This is a genomic window from Paenibacillus sp. FSL W8-0439, from assembly GCF_038008995.1.
Classification (GTDB): Bacteria; Bacillota; Bacilli; order Paenibacillales; family Paenibacillaceae; genus Paenibacillus; species Paenibacillus polymyxa.
The window spans coordinates 4,601,105-4,616,783 of the sequence record NZ_JBBPAK010000001.1 but is presented as its reverse complement, the minus strand read 5'-3'; the positions used below and the strand labels follow the sequence as shown (position 1 = coordinate 4,616,783).

The 15,679-nt window shown below is 46.7% G+C and carries 16 protein-coding genes; 9 read left to right on the top strand and 7 right to left on the bottom strand.

Features of this window, described 5'->3' with window-relative positions:
• Positions 1-52: 52 nt before the first annotated feature.
• Positions 53-661: a GNAT family N-acetyltransferase gene (locus MKX36_RS19865; RefSeq protein ID WP_045244884.1), complete on the top strand. Its 609-nt coding sequence runs from the start codon at positions 53-55 to the stop codon at positions 659-661.
• A 312-nt stretch (positions 662-973) separates the two neighbouring features.
• Here the strand turns inward: MKX36_RS19865 and MKX36_RS19860 are convergent, their stop codons facing one another.
• Positions 974-1,861, bottom strand: a complete 888-nt coding sequence (locus MKX36_RS19860) for an NAD-dependent epimerase/dehydratase family protein (RefSeq protein ID WP_174821051.1) — start codon at positions 1,859-1,861, stop codon at positions 974-976.
• Between the two features lie 98 nt (positions 1,862-1,959).
• On the opposite strand from MKX36_RS19860, the gene MKX36_RS19855 reads away from it, so the two are divergent.
• A complete protein-coding gene (locus MKX36_RS19855; protein ID WP_340865425.1) occupies positions 1,960-2,715 on the top strand; it encodes an alpha/beta fold hydrolase in 756 nt (251 codons plus the stop codon).
• Between the two features lie 6 nt (positions 2,716-2,721).
• Here MKX36_RS19855 and MKX36_RS19850 read toward each other — a convergent pair whose 3' ends face one another.
• The 3 genes from MKX36_RS19850 to MKX36_RS19840 form a co-directional block, all read right to left on the bottom strand.
• Positions 2,722-3,462 (bottom strand): GTP pyrophosphokinase, encoded by a 741-nt coding sequence (locus tag MKX36_RS19850; protein WP_340865424.1) that lies wholly within the window; start codon positions 3,460-3,462, stop codon positions 2,722-2,724.
• 187 nt (positions 3,463-3,649) lie between these two features.
• Entirely contained in the window at positions 3,650-4,459 is an 810-nt protein-coding gene (locus tag MKX36_RS19845; protein ID WP_017427306.1) for a histidinol-phosphatase, read from the bottom strand.
• A 60-nt stretch (positions 4,460-4,519) separates the two neighbouring features.
• Positions 4,520-5,422 (bottom strand): LysR family transcriptional regulator, encoded by a 903-nt coding sequence (locus MKX36_RS19840; protein ID WP_016820048.1) that lies wholly within the window; start codon positions 5,420-5,422, stop codon positions 4,520-4,522.
• 425 nt (positions 5,423-5,847) lie between these two features.
• Between MKX36_RS19840 and MKX36_RS19835 the strand changes: the two genes are divergently transcribed.
• The 5 genes from MKX36_RS19835 to MKX36_RS19815 all read left to right on the top strand — a co-directional run bounded on the left by MKX36_RS19835 (position 5,848) and on the right by MKX36_RS19815 (position 10,629).
• Positions 5,848-6,306: a chemotaxis protein CheX gene (locus MKX36_RS19835; RefSeq protein ID WP_340865423.1), complete on the top strand. Its 459-nt coding sequence runs from the start codon at positions 5,848-5,850 to the stop codon at positions 6,304-6,306.
• A gap of 39 nt (positions 6,307-6,345) precedes the next feature.
• Complete coding sequence (locus MKX36_RS19830) at positions 6,346-7,125, top strand: SDR family NAD(P)-dependent oxidoreductase (protein WP_340865422.1); 780 nt, start codon at positions 6,346-6,348, stop codon at positions 7,123-7,125.
• A 121-nt stretch (positions 7,126-7,246) separates the two neighbouring features.
• Entirely contained in the window at positions 7,247-8,638 is a 1,392-nt protein-coding gene (locus MKX36_RS19825) for a DEAD/DEAH box helicase (protein WP_340865421.1), read from the top strand.
• Positions 8,639-8,656: 18 nt separating this feature from the next.
• Entirely contained in the window at positions 8,657-9,403 is a 747-nt protein-coding gene (locus MKX36_RS19820) for an ABC transporter ATP-binding protein (RefSeq protein ID WP_016820051.1), read from the top strand.
• 2 nt (positions 9,404-9,405) lie between these two features.
• On the top strand, positions 9,406-10,629 hold the full coding sequence (locus MKX36_RS19815) for an ABC transporter permease (RefSeq protein ID WP_039276203.1): 1,224 nt from the start codon (positions 9,406-9,408) through the stop codon (positions 10,627-10,629).
• A gap of 122 nt (positions 10,630-10,751) precedes the next feature.
• On the opposite strand, the gene MKX36_RS19810 is transcribed toward MKX36_RS19815, so the two are convergent.
• Positions 10,752-10,868 (bottom strand): hypothetical protein, encoded by a 117-nt coding sequence (locus tag MKX36_RS19810; protein ID WP_013372853.1) that lies wholly within the window; start codon positions 10,866-10,868, stop codon positions 10,752-10,754.
• Positions 10,869-11,074: 206 nt separating this feature from the next.
• On the opposite strand from MKX36_RS19810, the gene MKX36_RS19805 reads away from it, so the two are divergent.
• Complete coding sequence (locus MKX36_RS19805) at positions 11,075-12,352, top strand: ATP-binding protein (RefSeq protein WP_340865420.1); 1,278 nt, start codon at positions 11,075-11,077, stop codon at positions 12,350-12,352.
• 107 nt (positions 12,353-12,459) lie between these two features.
• Here MKX36_RS19805 and MKX36_RS19800 read toward each other — a convergent pair whose 3' ends face one another.
• Positions 12,460-13,758 carry an aminotransferase class I/II-fold pyridoxal phosphate-dependent enzyme gene (locus tag MKX36_RS19800; RefSeq protein ID WP_016820054.1) on the bottom strand — a complete coding sequence of 433 codons (1,299 nt, stop codon included), beginning with the start codon at positions 13,756-13,758 and terminating at the stop codon, positions 12,460-12,462.
• A gap of 180 nt (positions 13,759-13,938) precedes the next feature.
• Here MKX36_RS19800 and MKX36_RS19795 point away from each other — a divergent pair, with 180 nt between their 5' ends.
• The gene (locus MKX36_RS19795) at positions 13,939-14,724 is read left to right on the top strand and encodes a helix-turn-helix domain-containing protein (protein ID WP_016820055.1); all 786 of its coding nucleotides are present in this window, start codon (positions 13,939-13,941) and stop codon (positions 14,722-14,724) included.
• Between the two features lie 140 nt (positions 14,725-14,864).
• On the opposite strand, the gene asd is transcribed toward MKX36_RS19795, so the two are convergent.
• On the bottom strand, positions 14,865-15,662 hold the full coding sequence (gene asd, locus MKX36_RS19790; RefSeq protein WP_016820056.1) for an archaetidylserine decarboxylase: 798 nt from the start codon (positions 15,660-15,662) through the stop codon (positions 14,865-14,867).
• Positions 15,663-15,679: the final 17 nt, after the last annotated feature.

Here is a 15,679-nt window from a genome sequence, read left to right as displayed (position 1 = left end):
GTATAGAAATATGCATGGCTAAAAGCAGAATCCATCCGCAGGAGGGAACATTGTGCTGACCAGAGAAATGCTTCGTCTCGGATTGCCGGAGCTTTACACTCGCCGAGTCCGATTGCGCCAGCTCAGAGCGGAGGATTATCCTGCGCTGGAGCGGATCTTATCCGATCCATTGGTAATCCAATATGTGAATCGAATTCGCAAGCCAGTCTATGCAAGAATGAGGCGTCTGGTTGCGCAAATTAAAATATCTGCTGACTCCCTGGATTCCCTGCATTTCGCAGTGGAATGGCATCGGAAAAATACAGGAGAAAGCAATCTGCATGATGAATTCAACGAACGATCCTCCTCACCGTTGCTCGGTATCGTTTCTTTTCAGCAATGGAATGAAAGAAGGGGCGAGGCACAACTGGGCTATATTCTGGATCGGCCTTTTTGGGGACAGGGACTGGCTACAGAAGTTGTGGGAGAAATGCTGAAATTTGGTTTCGAATCTTTGAAGCTCCAGCGGATCGAAAGCCGTTGCCAAGAGAATAACCAGGCTTCTATGCGTGTGCTTATGAAAAATAAGATGCGTCTGCTGCGCACCATTGGTGCCTATGATCCCTCAGGAGAGGTGCCGAGTGTATTGGTATTTTCAATGACCCAAGGGGATTATGCCTAGAAATGACATTGGAATATTTTGTTACAAAGATGAAATATAACTGCAAAGCAACTCTAACACAGGACGGGTACAATACAGACATGACCCCCTTTTGAATAATATATGTTGCTGGGACCCGATCATTCGGGTCCTCTTTTTTTGGTTCTTTAACTCGGGATAATATGGATTGGGCAGATCCTGTCTATATTTCATTTTGTTACAAAAATGAAATATAACTGCAAAACTACTTTAATATAGACTGGGTATAACATAGACATGACCCCCTTTGAATCATATATATTGCTGGGACCCGAAGCTTCGGGTCCTCTTTTTTTATGATTCATAGGTACGGTTCAGGCTGATTACCAGCTCTGGTAACCATTCTTTTAGGGAGAGGAATGAGTATCCCTCTGACTGGGCATTGGATGTATCCATGTACCACGACTGTGTAATACCGAATGGAGACATATGCTCGTCTGCTGTTTTTTCTTGGATCACAGCCTGTTTTCCCGTGACCTGCTCGATAATGGAAATGATATCTCCAATCCTTACTGTACCGTCGGAACAAGCATTTACAGGGCCTGTTAAATGAGCAGACCCAAGCCAAAGCAGAAAATCTGCAGCTTCATCGGAACGAATAAATGAGATATGGGCTGCGGGATTAGGTACTCCAATTTCTTGGCCTGCACGAACATGTTCAATATGAAAATGAAGTCTTTTCGTATAATCATCTGTTCCCAATACAATCGGAAAACGAACAGCCACTACAGGGAACGTAGCTTGCTGCGTAAAAACTGCTTCAGCCTGCCGTTTAGCCTCTTGATATGTAAAATCGTCCTTTCCGCCCTGGCGAACTGGATAAGCCTGAGGATCGAAGATATTCTCTGTCACCGCTTCCGGGCTTGGATCATAGACAGATAGGCTTGAGGTCATAATATACCTTTTGGCTTTAGCATCAAAAATACGACAGGCTTCGCTGGCTTCATCTGGGGAATAGCAAATATTATCATAAACAACGTCCCACACTTGCTCACCTACCGCCTCTGCGAGCGCTTGCGGGTCCGTACGGTCTGCACAGATCCGTTGAACGCGGTCACCAAACGAATCGTTTGTGTGGCCCCGCGTGAGAATAGTAATGGAGTTCTCGGAACTGTCCAGCAGACGTTCCACCAGTCTCTTGCCGAAAAAGCGCGTTCCTCCCAAAACAAGTACCTTTTTCATACTTACATCACTCCTCATGGAATGGTTTTCATTTATATTAAGATAGACGGACTAAGGAATGTAAAAGATACAGGACGCAATAAAAAAGGGAGGATCACATGCCATACGTAAAAACTCGGGATTTAGAAATGTATTACGAAAAAATGGGTGTAGGAGACCCCGTCATATTTTTGCACAGTCATTATTCAAGGGGAATCCTGGCTTTTTCATCTCAATTACTTGATTTTCAGCAAAAGTATACATGTTATTTTCCAGACCATAGGGGACATGGCAGAACGAAATGTGATAGCCTGGAATGGAGTACCCCTCAACTCGCAGAAGATGTGCTTGATTTTATGCAGGCGTTACATATTTCTAAAGCTCATCTTATTGGGTACAGCTGCGGAGGCAATGTGGCTTTATACTGTGCGGTGAAGCACCCTCAAATGTTCGCAACCGTTACCACCATTGGGTGTAGTGGAGTCGCATGTCCTGAGGGGGCAGATGAGTTTGAGCCGGAGTGGCTCATTAAGAACGAACGCTATGAAATGATCCATCAAATGATGGAACGCCATGAGGAAGCACATCAAGGTAATTGGCAGGAATTTATGCGTCAGAGCGCTCAGGATTGGCGCCAATATCCGCAATTGACACGTAATGAGTTAAGCCGCATTACGTGCCCTGCATTATTTATCGCCGGTGAACATGACGGCTTTGCCACAGAAGAGCAGCTTCAGGAATTATGCTCATGCGTCCAAGATTCACGTTATCAAGTTGCTCTGGGTTGTAGTCATCGACCGCATATGCTTAGAGAGCAGCCTATCTTAATCAATGATTCTATTCTTCAATTTTTGAATAATCACGCTATTAGTTGATTCAGATTATTCCCCTAGAAGCTTCAAAAAATTGGCTGGCACCGTAATCTGCTGATTATTAATCATAATCTTTCGAAGCTCTTCCATAGAGTCTTCTTCACCTCTGGCATCTTTAATCTCCTTGATTTCACGATGCAGACGTTCCATTTGCAGATCCAGCGCATTAGCGGAATCCGCTGCGTTCTTTAATTCACGTGTCAGACTCTCGGGAACAGACTGGTTGTATTTATAAAATATTTTATGCTCCAGGCTTGCCCAAAAATCCATCGCAATGGTTCGAATCTGCACCTCTACGCAGACTAGTTCCTCACAGTCCGACATGAATACAGGAACTTGAATCAGCAAATGCAGGCTTTGATAACCGTTCGGCTTGGGATTCTTGATGTAATCCTTGATTTCCAGCACCTTGAGGTCACTCTGTCTCTGAAGCATGTTACTGACATCATAAATGTCAGTAATAAAAGAGCAAGTAATACGCAAGCCCGCGATATCCTTGATAGAATCTTTGATAGCATCCAGCGATAACTCGCTATTTTTACGAAGCATTTTGTTCATGATGCTCTCAGGAGATTTAAGGCGTGATTTGGTATGCTCAATAGGGCTGTAATCGTGCAACGCTTGAAATTCCTGTTTTAATATTTCAATCTTGGTTTCCATTTCGTCGAGCGCAAACTTATAGATGAGCATAAAGCGCGTGATGTCATGCTTTAGCTTTTTGAGCTTGTCCATAGGATCTTCCAATTGCATATGTAATTCTCCTCACACAAGATGTTGTTTATTGAAAATAATGGAGCTGTACGCTTTAAGGCGATTGGTAGCAGAGCGAGGATTTGAATCTGGAGAAGCGTAGTGTTCGCCTTTGCAATGGGATTATTACTCTATAAAGAAATACCTAAGCATCCCATTGCATCAGCGATCCCACCTTTCATGCCTTTTAAAGCGCCACAGGGATTTTACGTTTTTCTTTAAAATAAACCCATTCCCGGAAGCCGATATCCTTCAGCATCGCTTTTACGTCTTCCCAATCGTCGCCTACCCGCGAAGGCTTATGGGCATCCGAACCAAAAGTAACCTCCACACCAAAATGGTGCGCTCTTTCTAAAATAGAAGCAGACGGGTACCATCCGCCACTCAGCTTGGTTTTACCTGAAGTGTTAATTTCAATCGCCACATTGGATGCTGCAATCACTTGCAAGGTTTCGTCAATGGCTTCATCGGCAGGAATGTCTGAAAAGGCAGGGAAATTCCCCTTCATGGCGTCAATATGACCTAAAATCTGAAACATGCCGCTTCGCGCAGATTGCTGAATGAGCGCATAGTAGGCTTGTTTGACCTCGACTTTACGAGCGTCACTTAGTTTTTTCCAACGGTTGCGGTTAAAAATGCTGTCCCCTTCAACATTGTGAATCGACCCGATAAGGTAATCAAACGGATAAGGAGCCAAAGTAGAACGATACAATTCAGCAAAATCAGGGAAATAATCCGTTTCCAATCCAAGAAGCACGTCAATACGGCCCTCATATTCCTTCTTAAGCTCCTGCACCTCTTTTACATATTCAGCAAGCTCTGACTTGGCCATATAAATTTTAGGAAAAGCCTGATCCTTTTCGCTACATAGGAAGGGGGAATGGTCGGAAATACCAATAGCTTGTAAGCCTGATTGAATACCTGCTTCGATGTAATCCCGGATGTTGCCGTCTGCATGACCGCAGCGGAAATGATGGGTGTGCAGATCAAATTTCATGGACTGTCTTCCTTTCGTAACCAAGGTTTATATTGTGTATGTTGTTCATAGCGAATTACGTTATTCAGAACTGGTGAAATTCGTCTCCGGCATCCCCTTCAGATCGCTTAAAAATTGCTGCATTGCTGAGTTTAGATAGCGGCCAGATTTATAAATCACCCCTACCGGATGACTAACTTCCAGCTCGGGAATATGGATCATTTTTAATGTGCCTGTACGCAGTTCAGAAGTGACTGACAATCTGGAAATGATGGCAGCCCCGAGATTGATTTCAACCATCCGTTTGACTTCCTCACTGCTGGACAACTCGATCACAACATGGGGAACGATTTGGTGCTTTTTAAAAACATCGTCCACGAATTTCCGTCCTACCGTATCGGGAGAGAGCAGAATGAGCGGAATTTCCCGAAGGGCTTCAATGGTAGCATGTGGTTGCGAGGCCAGCGGATGAGTAGGAGACACGACAAGTTCAAAGGAATCATAGTACAGAACTGAAGTGCTTAAATTGGGATTACGTTCGATCAGATAACCGATACCAACATCAATAAGTCCGTTCTCCACCTGCTGATAGATCATCGAGGAAGCCATCGATTGAATGGAGGTTTTGATGAGAGGGAACTGATCCTGAAAGTAGGAGAGCACACGCGGTAAAATTTGAATGGCGATGGATGTTGTGGTACCCAGTGCAATGTGACCCTGCGGTGTTTCGTTTAAGTCGTACAATCTCTGTCTTAATTCCTCAACTACCTCTAATATGCGCTCGGCGTGTTCCAAAAAAACAACTCCCCGGTCGGTCAGGGTGACGGGCTGGTTGCGGTCAATCAGAATGGTTTTGAACTCATCCTCCAGACTTTTGATTTGGGCGGACACTGCCGGCTGCGTCAAATTGAGAAGTTCTCCGGCTTTACGGAAGCTCATCGTTTTGGAAATCATGATAAGCGTTTCAAGTTGACTGATGTTCATGAAGTTCCTCCTCTCTTTTCTTTAGCTTGTCGCAGCTGTATAGACTGAGTTTAGCCAATCTACTTGTTTATATGTAAAACCATCGTTATGCTTTATTTCATTAGATTATAGGTTATTCGAGCAGGAAGGGCAATGAATCGAAGCAGTACACCGTAAAGTGTGGTATATTGGGAAATAAAGACTAAAGTCCTGATATACTTTAAAATTAACCTGTCTAAATTCGGCATGGAGTTAAGATATAGGACATTATTCACATTTTTTGTGCTTTAGCTATAAAAAATTGCCGGACTGCTGTCGATAAGTGATAGAGAGAGCATTTTATTGCAGGTTGAGTCGTTATACAGCATTATTTGAATAAAAAACTCAAATTAAAATGGGACTTTTGTTGTGTGTCTAAAAGCCCATCGTAAAGGGGCGCAATGATCGTGAAGGCAGAAGTGATAAATCCTTTTTTGGAGTCGGCGAGACGGGTCATTGAACAATTGATCCAAGTATCTCCTTTACCCGGAAATCTCGGTGTGAAAAATGTCGAGCTGGTGGACGACCATATCTGGATTATGATCGGGATGACTGGACAGCTTAGCGGAAATATTGTGTTCGGCCTGAATGAAGAGGTGGCGCTACGTATGGTATCGGCGATGATGGGCGGATTTGTGTTGACTGAAATTGATGAGATGGGAAAAAGCGCAATTTCGGAATTGGGCAATATGATTAGTGGCAATGCCAGTACAATTTTGTCCAGTCAAGGAATTGTCGTGGATATCACCCCTCCGCAGGTCATGAAATCAGAAAACTTGACCACTTTTGTGCCTCAGCGTGCCCTTTGTATTCCGCTTTCGGTAGAAGGAATCGGTGAGCTGGATATTCAGGTGATGATCTCTTAATATTAAAGGAGTAAGTTTCTTTAATGTGGAGGGATGTCCATGAGTACATTGCAGGATAAGGTAATTGTGATTACAGGTGCATCCAGTGGGATTGGCGCCCTTTGCGCTCAGTTGTTGAGCGCAAAGGGCGCGATTCCTATTTTAACAGCGCGCTCGCAGGAACGACTGAAGCAAGTATCTGCGGGAATCAGCGGCAGGCACGAGCTGATCCCACTGGACGTAACTTGCCAGGAGCAGGTAGAGGCTGTGGCTGCACGAGTATTGGAAGAATACGGACGGGTTGATATATTGCTCAACAATGCGGGGTACGGTAAGTTTGAGTATTTTAATGAGACCGACCTGACAGAGTTCGAACAAATGATGGACGTGAACTATATGGGGGTTGTTCGCTGCATCAAGGCATTTCTGCCACAAATGACAGAGCGGAACTGTGGGCAGATTGTTAATGTAGCATCGATGGCCGGGAAAATCGGGACAGCCAAATCGGCTTCTTATACGGCCACGAAGCATGCGTTGCTCGGTTTCAGTAATGCGCTCCGGCAAGAACTGCGCGGAAGTGGAGTGACCGTAACGACGATTAACCCCGGGCCGATTGATACACCGTTTTTTGAGCTGGCAGATCCCTCCGGGGGTTATGTGCGGAATGTTGGCTGGTTTATGCTAAAACCTGATAAGGTGGCACAGCATATCGTAAGGGCGATGGAGCTTGGTAAGGAGGAGGTTAATCTGCCACAGTGGGTATCTCCTTTTCTCAAGCTGTATCAACTAGCTCCCAGACTGATCGACAGGCTGGGGCATGGTGTGATCAATAAGAAATAATAGATGTCCCGTAGCCATTAGGTGTGGTGAGGGACATCTTTTATTTTTGTGATTTGGTAACAAGGCTATTTTCGCATATAATGGAGAGTAACGAATTTACGTATAGGGGTTGGACCTTTTCATGACATTGAATTTTGAAGCGCTCGGCGTTGAACAAGATCTGCTGGACAAACTGACCGAGCATGAAATTACACAGCCTTCGCCAGTTCAGGCAGAGGCTATACCGGAAATAATGAAGGGACAGCATGTATTAGCACGCTCGCAAACCGGCACAGGCAAAACACTGGCTTATTTGCTACCGCTGCTACAAGCGATTGACCCACAGAAAAAGGCTACGCAAAAGCTGATACTGGCTCCAAGCCAGGAATTGGCCATGCAAATTGTACGTGAGGGTCAGCGCTACGGAGAGCATCGTGGAATCCGTGTACTGGGTCTGATTGGTGGGGCAGCCATCAAGCGCCAAATCGAAAAGCTAAAGGATCACCCACAGCTTGTGGTAGGCACACCAGGCCGTGTACGGGAACTCATCGCTTCGAAAAAGCTGAAGATGCACAATATTACAACTATTGTCATCGATGAGGTGGATCAGATGTTCCAGCTCGGCGGAGCAGGCGATGTGACCAATATACTGGGCTCTGCCCAACGTGACCGTCAATTGGTATTCCTGTCCGCAACGCTGAATAATGAAATTCAGTCGCTGGCACAACGGGAGATGCCTGATTACGTAGAAATCGGGATTGATCCTGACCAGAAGACGGCCAGTGGACTGGAACATTACTACTTTGTATCCGAAGAACGGGATAAGGTGGATATGCTGCGCCGTCTGGTACGGCATTTTAATCCGAGAAAAGCGCTGGTGTTCGTGAATACAACCAATGCTATTGGGGAAATTGAAGCCAAGCTCAAGCATATGGGTCTAACTACGGCATCCTTGTATGGAGATGCAGATAAAGTCACGCGCAGCAATGTGTTGGCTCGATTCCGCGAGGACAAGCTCAAAGTGCTGGTCGCTTCCGATGTAGCGGCCCGTGGTCTGGATATTGAGGGTCTTGAAATGGTCATTCATTTTGACCCGGCTACGGATAGTCAAGCTTATGTTCACCGCGCAGGGCGGACAGGACGTATGGGACGCAAAGGATTAGTAGTGTCGGTTGTGACCGACCGCGAAACGTTCATCATGCGTAAGTTTTCTCGTGAACTAGGAATCGATATTGCAGAGCGTGCGTTGTACGGAGGTCGAGTTGTGGTGCCGCGCCCGGCGGATGCCAAGCGTGCCCCTGTAAGGCCATCTGAAACTAGATCTATTTCCAATGGAACAGTGACGGAAAACCGCAAGACACCTGTTCGGACTGAAGCAGGACGTCCAGGCAGGAATTCCGTGAACGGTTCAGCTCCAGGCAAGAGCAAAGGAGCAGCCTTATCCAAAGCAGGAAAGGCACAGCGCGAGCGTGATCGTAAAAACAAGGGTGCGCCAAGATGGCTGAAGGAAAAAGGATCAAAACCGAACGAGTAAGGGAGAAGAGGGGGAGCCATGGAACAACAGCCTGTGTTGCAAATTAACGGACTGACTGGTGGATACAGCGCCAAACGCCCGGTGCTGCATCAGATTTCGCTCGATGTGAAGCCGGGTGAAATGGTGGGACTGATCGGTTTGAACGGGGCCGGGAAAAGTACGACCATGAAGCATATTTTGGGTCTGATGACACCGCAGGCCGGAGAGATTCGCGTACAGGGGCATAAGCAGGATGAGAATCCCGAGGTATATCAGGGAGCTATTGCTTTTGTACCTGAAGCTCCAGAGCTGTATCCTGAAATGACAGTGATGGAGCATATGGAGTTCACGGCTAGAGCGTACGGAGTCAGCGAAGCAGATTTCCGCACGCGCAGTGATCAAATGCTGGATTTGTTCCGTATGCGGGATAAAAGCGGAAGTATGTCGATGCATCTCTCCAAAGGGATGCGCCAAAAAGTGATGATTATGTGCGCATTTTTAGCGGGGCCGCCGTTGTATGTCATAGATGAGCCTTTTTTGGGTTTGGACCCGCTCGGCATTCGTTCTCTGCTTGACTTTATGTTGGAGATGAAACGTTCGGGCTCGTCTATTTTGCTCAGTTCTCATATTTTGTCCACGATTGAAAATTATTGCGATCGTTTCATTGTGCTTCATCAGGGTGCCATCATTGCTCAGGGTACGCTGGATGAAGTGACAGCACAGGCGGGTAAGCCGGGCATGCCGCTGGAAGATGCATTTTATGAGCTGGTACAGGGCAGGGAATGAGCATGGATTTGCAACGTTTGCATAAAGAAAGACGTCTAGCGTTCTGGGGACAGGTGCTGCCTTATCTGGGCTATGTCATTCAGAGCGGCCTTGCAGTGGTCTTCGGCTTTGCGCTGATTGCCTTTGCCGCATGGTACACGTCGCTACTCATGCATATTCCGCCGGATTTGCCCATCCGCTGGATCATGCTTATTGTAGCTATTCCAATTGCGCATGCGAGCTTTCGAACGTATTTGAATGCGGCAGATATAGTCTTCCTTCGTCCCCAGGAGTACGCGATGCCACAATATTTTAAGGCCAGCCGGATTCGAGGTGTGGTGTACAAAATATTCGGTCTGCTGCTGCTGTCCATGATTTTGTGGCCGTTGTATATCCGCAGTGATGCTGCACCTAAGCCGCTGCTACTGACTCTGCTGCTGTTCGTGCTACTGAAGGTGCTATTTAGCTACGGCGGCTGGCAGGAGCTTCGCATGGTATCGGTTGGCGGGAGCATAGGCTATCGTCTACTGCGGTGGGTGCTGGCTGTGCTGATGGTAGCCGCATGGCTATGGCAGCCCCCGCTACACAGCTTGCCGTTTATCGTATTGGTTGGCGTGGTGTACGTGCTTGTTCTGCGTTTGCCGGTCAAACTGCTAGTGGCTTGGGAAAAACTGATCCGCACAGAGGCTATGCAGGCTGCCCGCGTGATGCGTACGTTGGGCTGGTTTGTCGATGTGCCTGCCCTTACACAGAGAGTGACGCCGCGCCGCTGGCTGTCCTGGCTGGGTGGCAACATACCTTGGAACAGAAAGGGAGCGTATCGTTACCTGCTGTTTAAGACGTTCTTGCGTACAGAACCAGCAGGCATTGTCATTCGGTTAGGTATTCTGGGTCTGTTAATTATATATATCACCCATGCTAGCTGGATTGGTATTGCCGTATATTTATTTTTTATATTCCTCATAGGTGTTCAGATTACTTCTTTGAGACAGTATCACAGGGATTCGTTGTGGCTTCAGTTATATCCGATTCCTGCGCATAGTCGCCGTGCGTCTTTTCTTGACTTTGTTGTTCGGTTGACGTTGCCGGCTGCGGTGGTGCTGTGGCTTCCTTTTCTGGCAAAAGGAACGCAGGACTTACTGTCTACATTGCTCACGTTGGTTGGGGGAGTCCTTGTTGTGTTCCTGCTCCGTGGTACTCAAGCCAAAAAATGGCGTTTGGACGGACAGGATGAGGAAGAAGTGTAATCCATATCTGTGTCAATAAAGTAAAGGCTAATTCGCAAGCAGCAAAAGCTGAGCTGCCTGCGAATTAGCCTTTTTTGTACATTGACTGCTTATGGTAGTCGTGGGTGCAGATATCGGTCTGCTTAAACGAAGATCGTTTTGCTGATGATAACTAACAAAATGAACAGTACCAAAATTGTTCCTGTGCTTGTGAATGCGCCGTAACCACCGTAACCGCCTCTTGTTTCTTCTGCTCCCATGCTCATTCTCCTCTCGGTCATTGTGATAAAGGATACATCGTATCTTATGAAGTGGGTTTCCGGATTGCGTGGGCCAATGTTCTGGTGTGTTGCCGAATCGCCCTATATTTTTCATCAGATGCAGGAGATGAGAGAGGAAAAGGTACGTATTATCGAGAATAGAAGAAGTATGTAATCATTATCACTTGGAAAGTGGGAAAGACGAGATGCTGGTAGATAAGCTGCTCGTGAACATATTTCTTGTGTTTGTACCGTTACTCGTATATAGCGCTTTGTTGGATCATCGGCATAGGAAGCATACCCCGCTGCTTATGGGAGGGGTGCTGGGTGTTTCTTCGGTGCTTTGCCTTATGTTTTCGTACATTTGGTACGGATTATATTGGGATCTTCGGTATGTTCCTTTGATTCTCTCTGTTTTATATTTTGGTCCCAAGGCAGGTCTAATGAATGTGACGCTAATGGTAATGGCTCGTATGTATGTAGGCCCCGAGTCTATGGTGGTGGGGCTTCCGAGCATGATGTTGTGTTATTTGGGACCTCTCTTGGTAAGAAAAAAATTTATGCAGCTCAAAAGCATGTTGCTTCGAGTGGGCATGAATATGGTAATGAGTATATGGATCACTGGAGTTATGCTGATTTTTCTTTTAATACATTCTTGGATCAATGGCAGACTGGATGAGGATGAGATTGAGCTGATTCGCTCAATACTCTGGTTCGGTGTGATTCAATTCCTAAGTATTGGAGCCTCTTCTTTCTGGATGGAATTTAGTTTGGAGCGGGAAGAAATGAGAAGAAAAATTAAATATGCCGAGCGTCTGAATACGTTGGGTGAACTGGCAGCCTCGATGGCTCATGAAGTACGGAATCCTTTAACCGTCGTAAAAGGGTTCCTGCAAATGGTTCAGTCAGGATTAGAAGGGAAAAATCGCAGATATGTTGCTTTGGCACTGGCAGAGGTGGATCGGGCTGAAAGAATTATTAGCGATTATCTGAATTTATCCAGACCGCAGATTGGGAACACAGAACGGATGGATCTGTCTGGCATGGTTCAACAGATCGTTTTGCTTCTGAAACCAATGGCGACCAAGCAAGGCGTAAGGCTGTATACAGAGCTAAGGAATGAAATTTATGTACATACAGATCGTAACCAGCTGCTACAGGCGTTAATACATGTGACGAAAAATGCGATTGAAGCTGCGGAAGATGGAGGCAGGGTATACATAAAGCTGGCGATACAGGAAGAGCAGGCATGTCTGAGTATCAGGGATACTGGAAAAGGCATGAGCCAGGAGCATCTCGAACGAGTGGGTACTTTGTTTTTTTCAACCAAAGAGGTAGGAACAGGACTGGGAACGGTCGTTTCCTTTCGAATTATTGAAGCCATGAACGGGAGTATACGCTATGAAAGTGAGCCCGGAGTGGGAACGGAGGTCGTCATCCTGCTGCCACTGGCACAGGAACCTCTGCTCGCTGCGGAAGGATAATTGTGCGGACGTATGATGGACAATAGTCAGCCGACCCAAAAAGCGGTATGCCCTAATATCTGGCATACCGCTAGTTATACTATATATTCTAACCTGATACAGACAGATTAGGCGTTCAACAAATCTTGTGCACCACGATACACAATGTCATATAGGTCTTCCAGATACTCCTCTTCGATACATGAGAATGCGATACGAAGATCGTATTCACCCAGTGCAATCGTGCCTACCCCATATTGTTCCAGCAAATGTGTGCGCAGTCGTTCAGCAGACAAGCCGTTCAGCTTGAGACACATAAAATAGCCTGAATTGAAAGGATAGTAGCTCCATACATCCCCGTATTTTCCGCTATCGAGCAACGCTTTGACTTTATTAGCCCGCCCCTTCATAATTTGGAACTTTTCATTCTTCTGTTGTTCAAATTCTGGTGATTTGAGAGCATCCAGTACGAAGGTTTGAGATGGGTGAGGACCGCTCGAAATCGTTGCCCGGATAATCCCTAGTGTTTTTTGTTCCAGTGCGCTCAGTACATCCTGATGCTCCGAAGCAAAGGTAATAAATCCGACACGGAAGCCCCAAACGAATTCTTCTTTGGTAGCTCCGTCAATTTTGACTGGTAAAATTCTCGGATGAAGCCCGGCTAGCTGACCGAATAGTGATTCATGCAGAGAGTCCTCGAAGAACAGGCCAAAATAAGCGTCATCTGTCACAACTACGACATTGATGCCTGCTTCCGCCGCTTCCTGAATGGCAGCGACAATTGCTTTACCTTCTTCAAGGCCCGGTGTATAGCCTGTCGGGTTGTTCGGGAAGTTCAGTACAACGATCGCTTTGCCGTATTCTTTCTGCGCCAGTAGCGCCTCGCGTAGTCCCTCACTATTAAAACGGTGATCCTCTGTGAACAACGGGAAATTCACCAAACGTCCATGACGGCGAATACCGAAAGTCAGTTCATAGTTCTCCCAGTTTTTATCTGGATAAATGACAGCATCTCCTTCATCCGTAAACAGGTCGGCAACGATGCTCAAACCGTGGGTCAGCGCGTTGGTAACTACAGGAAGGCCGTAGCCTTTTCCAGCCAGCGAAGGATTTTCTTTCAGCATTTTGTCACGCCATACGCTACGAAGTTCAGGCTTGCCCGCAGGGGGAGCGTAAGGATACAAATCCTTGGGACTGTAAGCGGACAGCTTCTCCTGAATAACCTCCAAATGCATAGGACCATTGCCTTCAGTAGCAATCCCGATCGTAGCATTATACTTTTTGGCAAGTTTCCCTGCCTCGGCGGATTGACTCAAAATCCCTTCTTTTGGAAAATAAATCTCTTTACCTAAAAGAGAAAGCATTTGATATACATGCTCGTTGCCTGTCTGAATGTTTTGATTTAACTGCGCTGCCAGTGGATTCATTCCCGTTTCATCCTTCCAAGTCATTTTGATTACATATTATAGCATTACACACGGTAAGCGTCACGCACAAGCATTAGGGGCCATAAGAGCGTATTTTTTGCTTAATCGTGGCGCTGCGCTTATATTATAAAATAACGGGATAACAGGACAACCAGAGATGAACCAAAGGAGGTACAGATTTTGCTGGATACATCTGCGTCATCGTTTATCCTGCTGCCGGCCTTTGCCAAAATTGTGTGCGAGCCGGGCTGGAAATGGCAGGTACGCGAGAAGCCGATGCCAAACTATGATTTATTTTATGTATGGAGTGGAGAAGGAACGGTTGTATTAAATGGGGAAGCCTATCCGGTGAGCAAGGGCAGTTGTTTTTTGTTCAAGCCGGGAGACGATACCCGTGCCACACATAATCCGCAAAAGCCGCTCATACTTACTTATATTCATTTTGATCTCACCGAACAACCCAAGCAAATTCCAGCCAGCTACCGCATGCTGGAAGAAACGTTCGAGGTGGAGCATATGCTTGCCAGATATGTCCGTCTGCGTCTGGAGCGTGCCTATGGGGCTGATGAGGAGGGCCGGCTGATCCTGAAGCAACTGATGATTCATCTGCTGCGTGCAGATCGGAAGGAACCGCAGGAGCAACAGGCCAGTAACCAGCTCACCGAGGTCATTCGAGAAACGGCCAACTACGTGCGCCAGCATCCGGGACTTCCTCATCGAGTCGAGGATTTGGCAGCACGTGCAGGGCTGTCACCGCGTTATTTTTCGATAAAATTCAAGGAGCTGCTAGGTGTTTCCGTGCAATCCCATATAATCAGCATGCGGATTGAGCGCGCGCAGCATCTGTTGCTACATGCCGGAATGAATGTAACTGAGGTGGCGGAGGCTTTGGGGTACCGCGACATCTTTTTCTTTAGCCGCCAATTCAAGCAGTATACAGGAAAAAGTCCGTCTGAGATTCGATAGGCTATTAACGCATGACGAATATAAAGGATAAATCAAAAAGGACCGAAGCAGTTACGCTGGGTCCTTTTTCGTATGAGCCATTTGAATCATTCGATCCCCATGCTCAAATGTGCAGCTATTTTTTTGTTACAATCCTTTATTTATGCTTTAGGATCGTGTCGAAAGCTACCAAGACGTTGTCCCATTTTCACCACGTCCCCCAGCTTCAATGCGGGGTCTGGCTCAAATGTGCCGTTTTCAGTCAGCAAAACGACGGTTGAGCCAAATTCGAAATAGGCGAGATCGTCACCTTTTGTCCAGGAAGTCGCTTGTTCATCGGTATATTTGATGCTGCTCACATTCATTGCGCCAACCTTGACGACCGCCACCTCACCATATTCGTGGGCCATGTACGTAATCTGTCGCTCATTGCGGCTAAGAACTCCTCTCATATGCTGCAAGCCGAAGTCATTCACTGGGTATACTTTGCCGCGCAGATGCTCCTTTTCTACCAGTGTACCGGATACCGGTGCATGAATACGATGATAATCCGTCGGGCTGAGATAGAGCACAAAAGCATAGCCGTGTGTGTACTTCTCAAGACGTGGAGAGCGGTTAAGAAGCTCTTCCAGCGTATAGTCTTGCCCCTTGACATTCAAAAGAGTGCCAGACGTAATTGGGCCGGTAAAAGTAATCCGTGCATCCACCGGACTGGTCATCACCTCGGCGTTCGTATCAATCGGGCGCATGCCCGCTTTTAATTTGCGTGTAAAATAGGCGTTCAGGGAGCGGTATTCTTTCCAATCCTGTTCCGCCTCATGCGTCTGGATCTGGTACGTACGTATAAAGGTGGGGATAAAAAGTCGGCTTGCACCGCTTTGCGCGAAGGAGCCCACAATCCGGCACACCCACTTGCGCGATGATAGCTCCGTCATAAGCCGCAGCCACTGTTTTGCCATTACAGATCCCCCTTGTT

What these genes read in the sequence shown, in the direction of transcription:
- MKX36_RS19860 (WP_174821051.1), bottom strand. Translation starts at nt 1,861, where the DNA reads ATGAAAAAGGTACTTGTTTTGGGAGGAACGCGCTTTTTCGGCAAGAGA.
- MKX36_RS19855 (WP_340865425.1), top strand. Translation starts at nt 1,960, where the DNA reads ATGCCATACGTAAAAACTCGGGATTTAGAAATGTATTACGAAAAAATG.
- MKX36_RS19850 (WP_340865424.1), bottom strand. Translation starts at nt 3,462, where the DNA reads ATGCAATTGGAAGATCCTATGGACAAGCTCAAAAAGCTAAAGCATGAC.
- MKX36_RS19845 (WP_017427306.1), bottom strand. Translation starts at nt 4,459, where the DNA reads ATGAAATTTGATCTGCACACCCATCATTTCCGCTGCGGTCATGCAGAC.
- MKX36_RS19840 (WP_016820048.1), bottom strand. Translation starts at nt 5,422, where the DNA reads ATGAACATCAGTCAACTTGAAACGCTTATCATGATTTCCAAAACGATG.
- MKX36_RS19830 (WP_340865422.1), top strand. Translation starts at nt 6,346, where the DNA reads ATGAGTACATTGCAGGATAAGGTAATTGTGATTACAGGTGCATCCAGT.
- MKX36_RS19825 (WP_340865421.1), top strand. Translation starts at nt 7,247, where the DNA reads ATGACATTGAATTTTGAAGCGCTCGGCGTTGAACAAGATCTGCTGGAC.
- MKX36_RS19820 (WP_016820051.1), top strand. Translation starts at nt 8,657, where the DNA reads ATGGAACAACAGCCTGTGTTGCAAATTAACGGACTGACTGGTGGATAC.
- MKX36_RS19815 (WP_039276203.1), top strand. Translation starts at nt 9,406, where the DNA reads ATGGATTTGCAACGTTTGCATAAAGAAAGACGTCTAGCGTTCTGGGGA.
- MKX36_RS19810 (WP_013372853.1), bottom strand. Translation starts at nt 10,868, where the DNA reads ATGGGAGCAGAAGAAACAAGAGGCGGTTACGGTGGTTACGGCGCATTC.
- MKX36_RS19805 (WP_340865420.1), top strand. Translation starts at nt 11,075, where the DNA reads ATGCTGGTAGATAAGCTGCTCGTGAACATATTTCTTGTGTTTGTACCG.
- MKX36_RS19800 (WP_016820054.1), bottom strand. Translation starts at nt 13,758, where the DNA reads ATGAATCCACTGGCAGCGCAGTTAAATCAAAACATTCAGACAGGCAAC.
- asd (WP_016820056.1), bottom strand. Translation starts at nt 15,662, where the DNA reads ATGGCAAAACAGTGGCTGCGGCTTATGACGGAGCTATCATCGCGCAAG.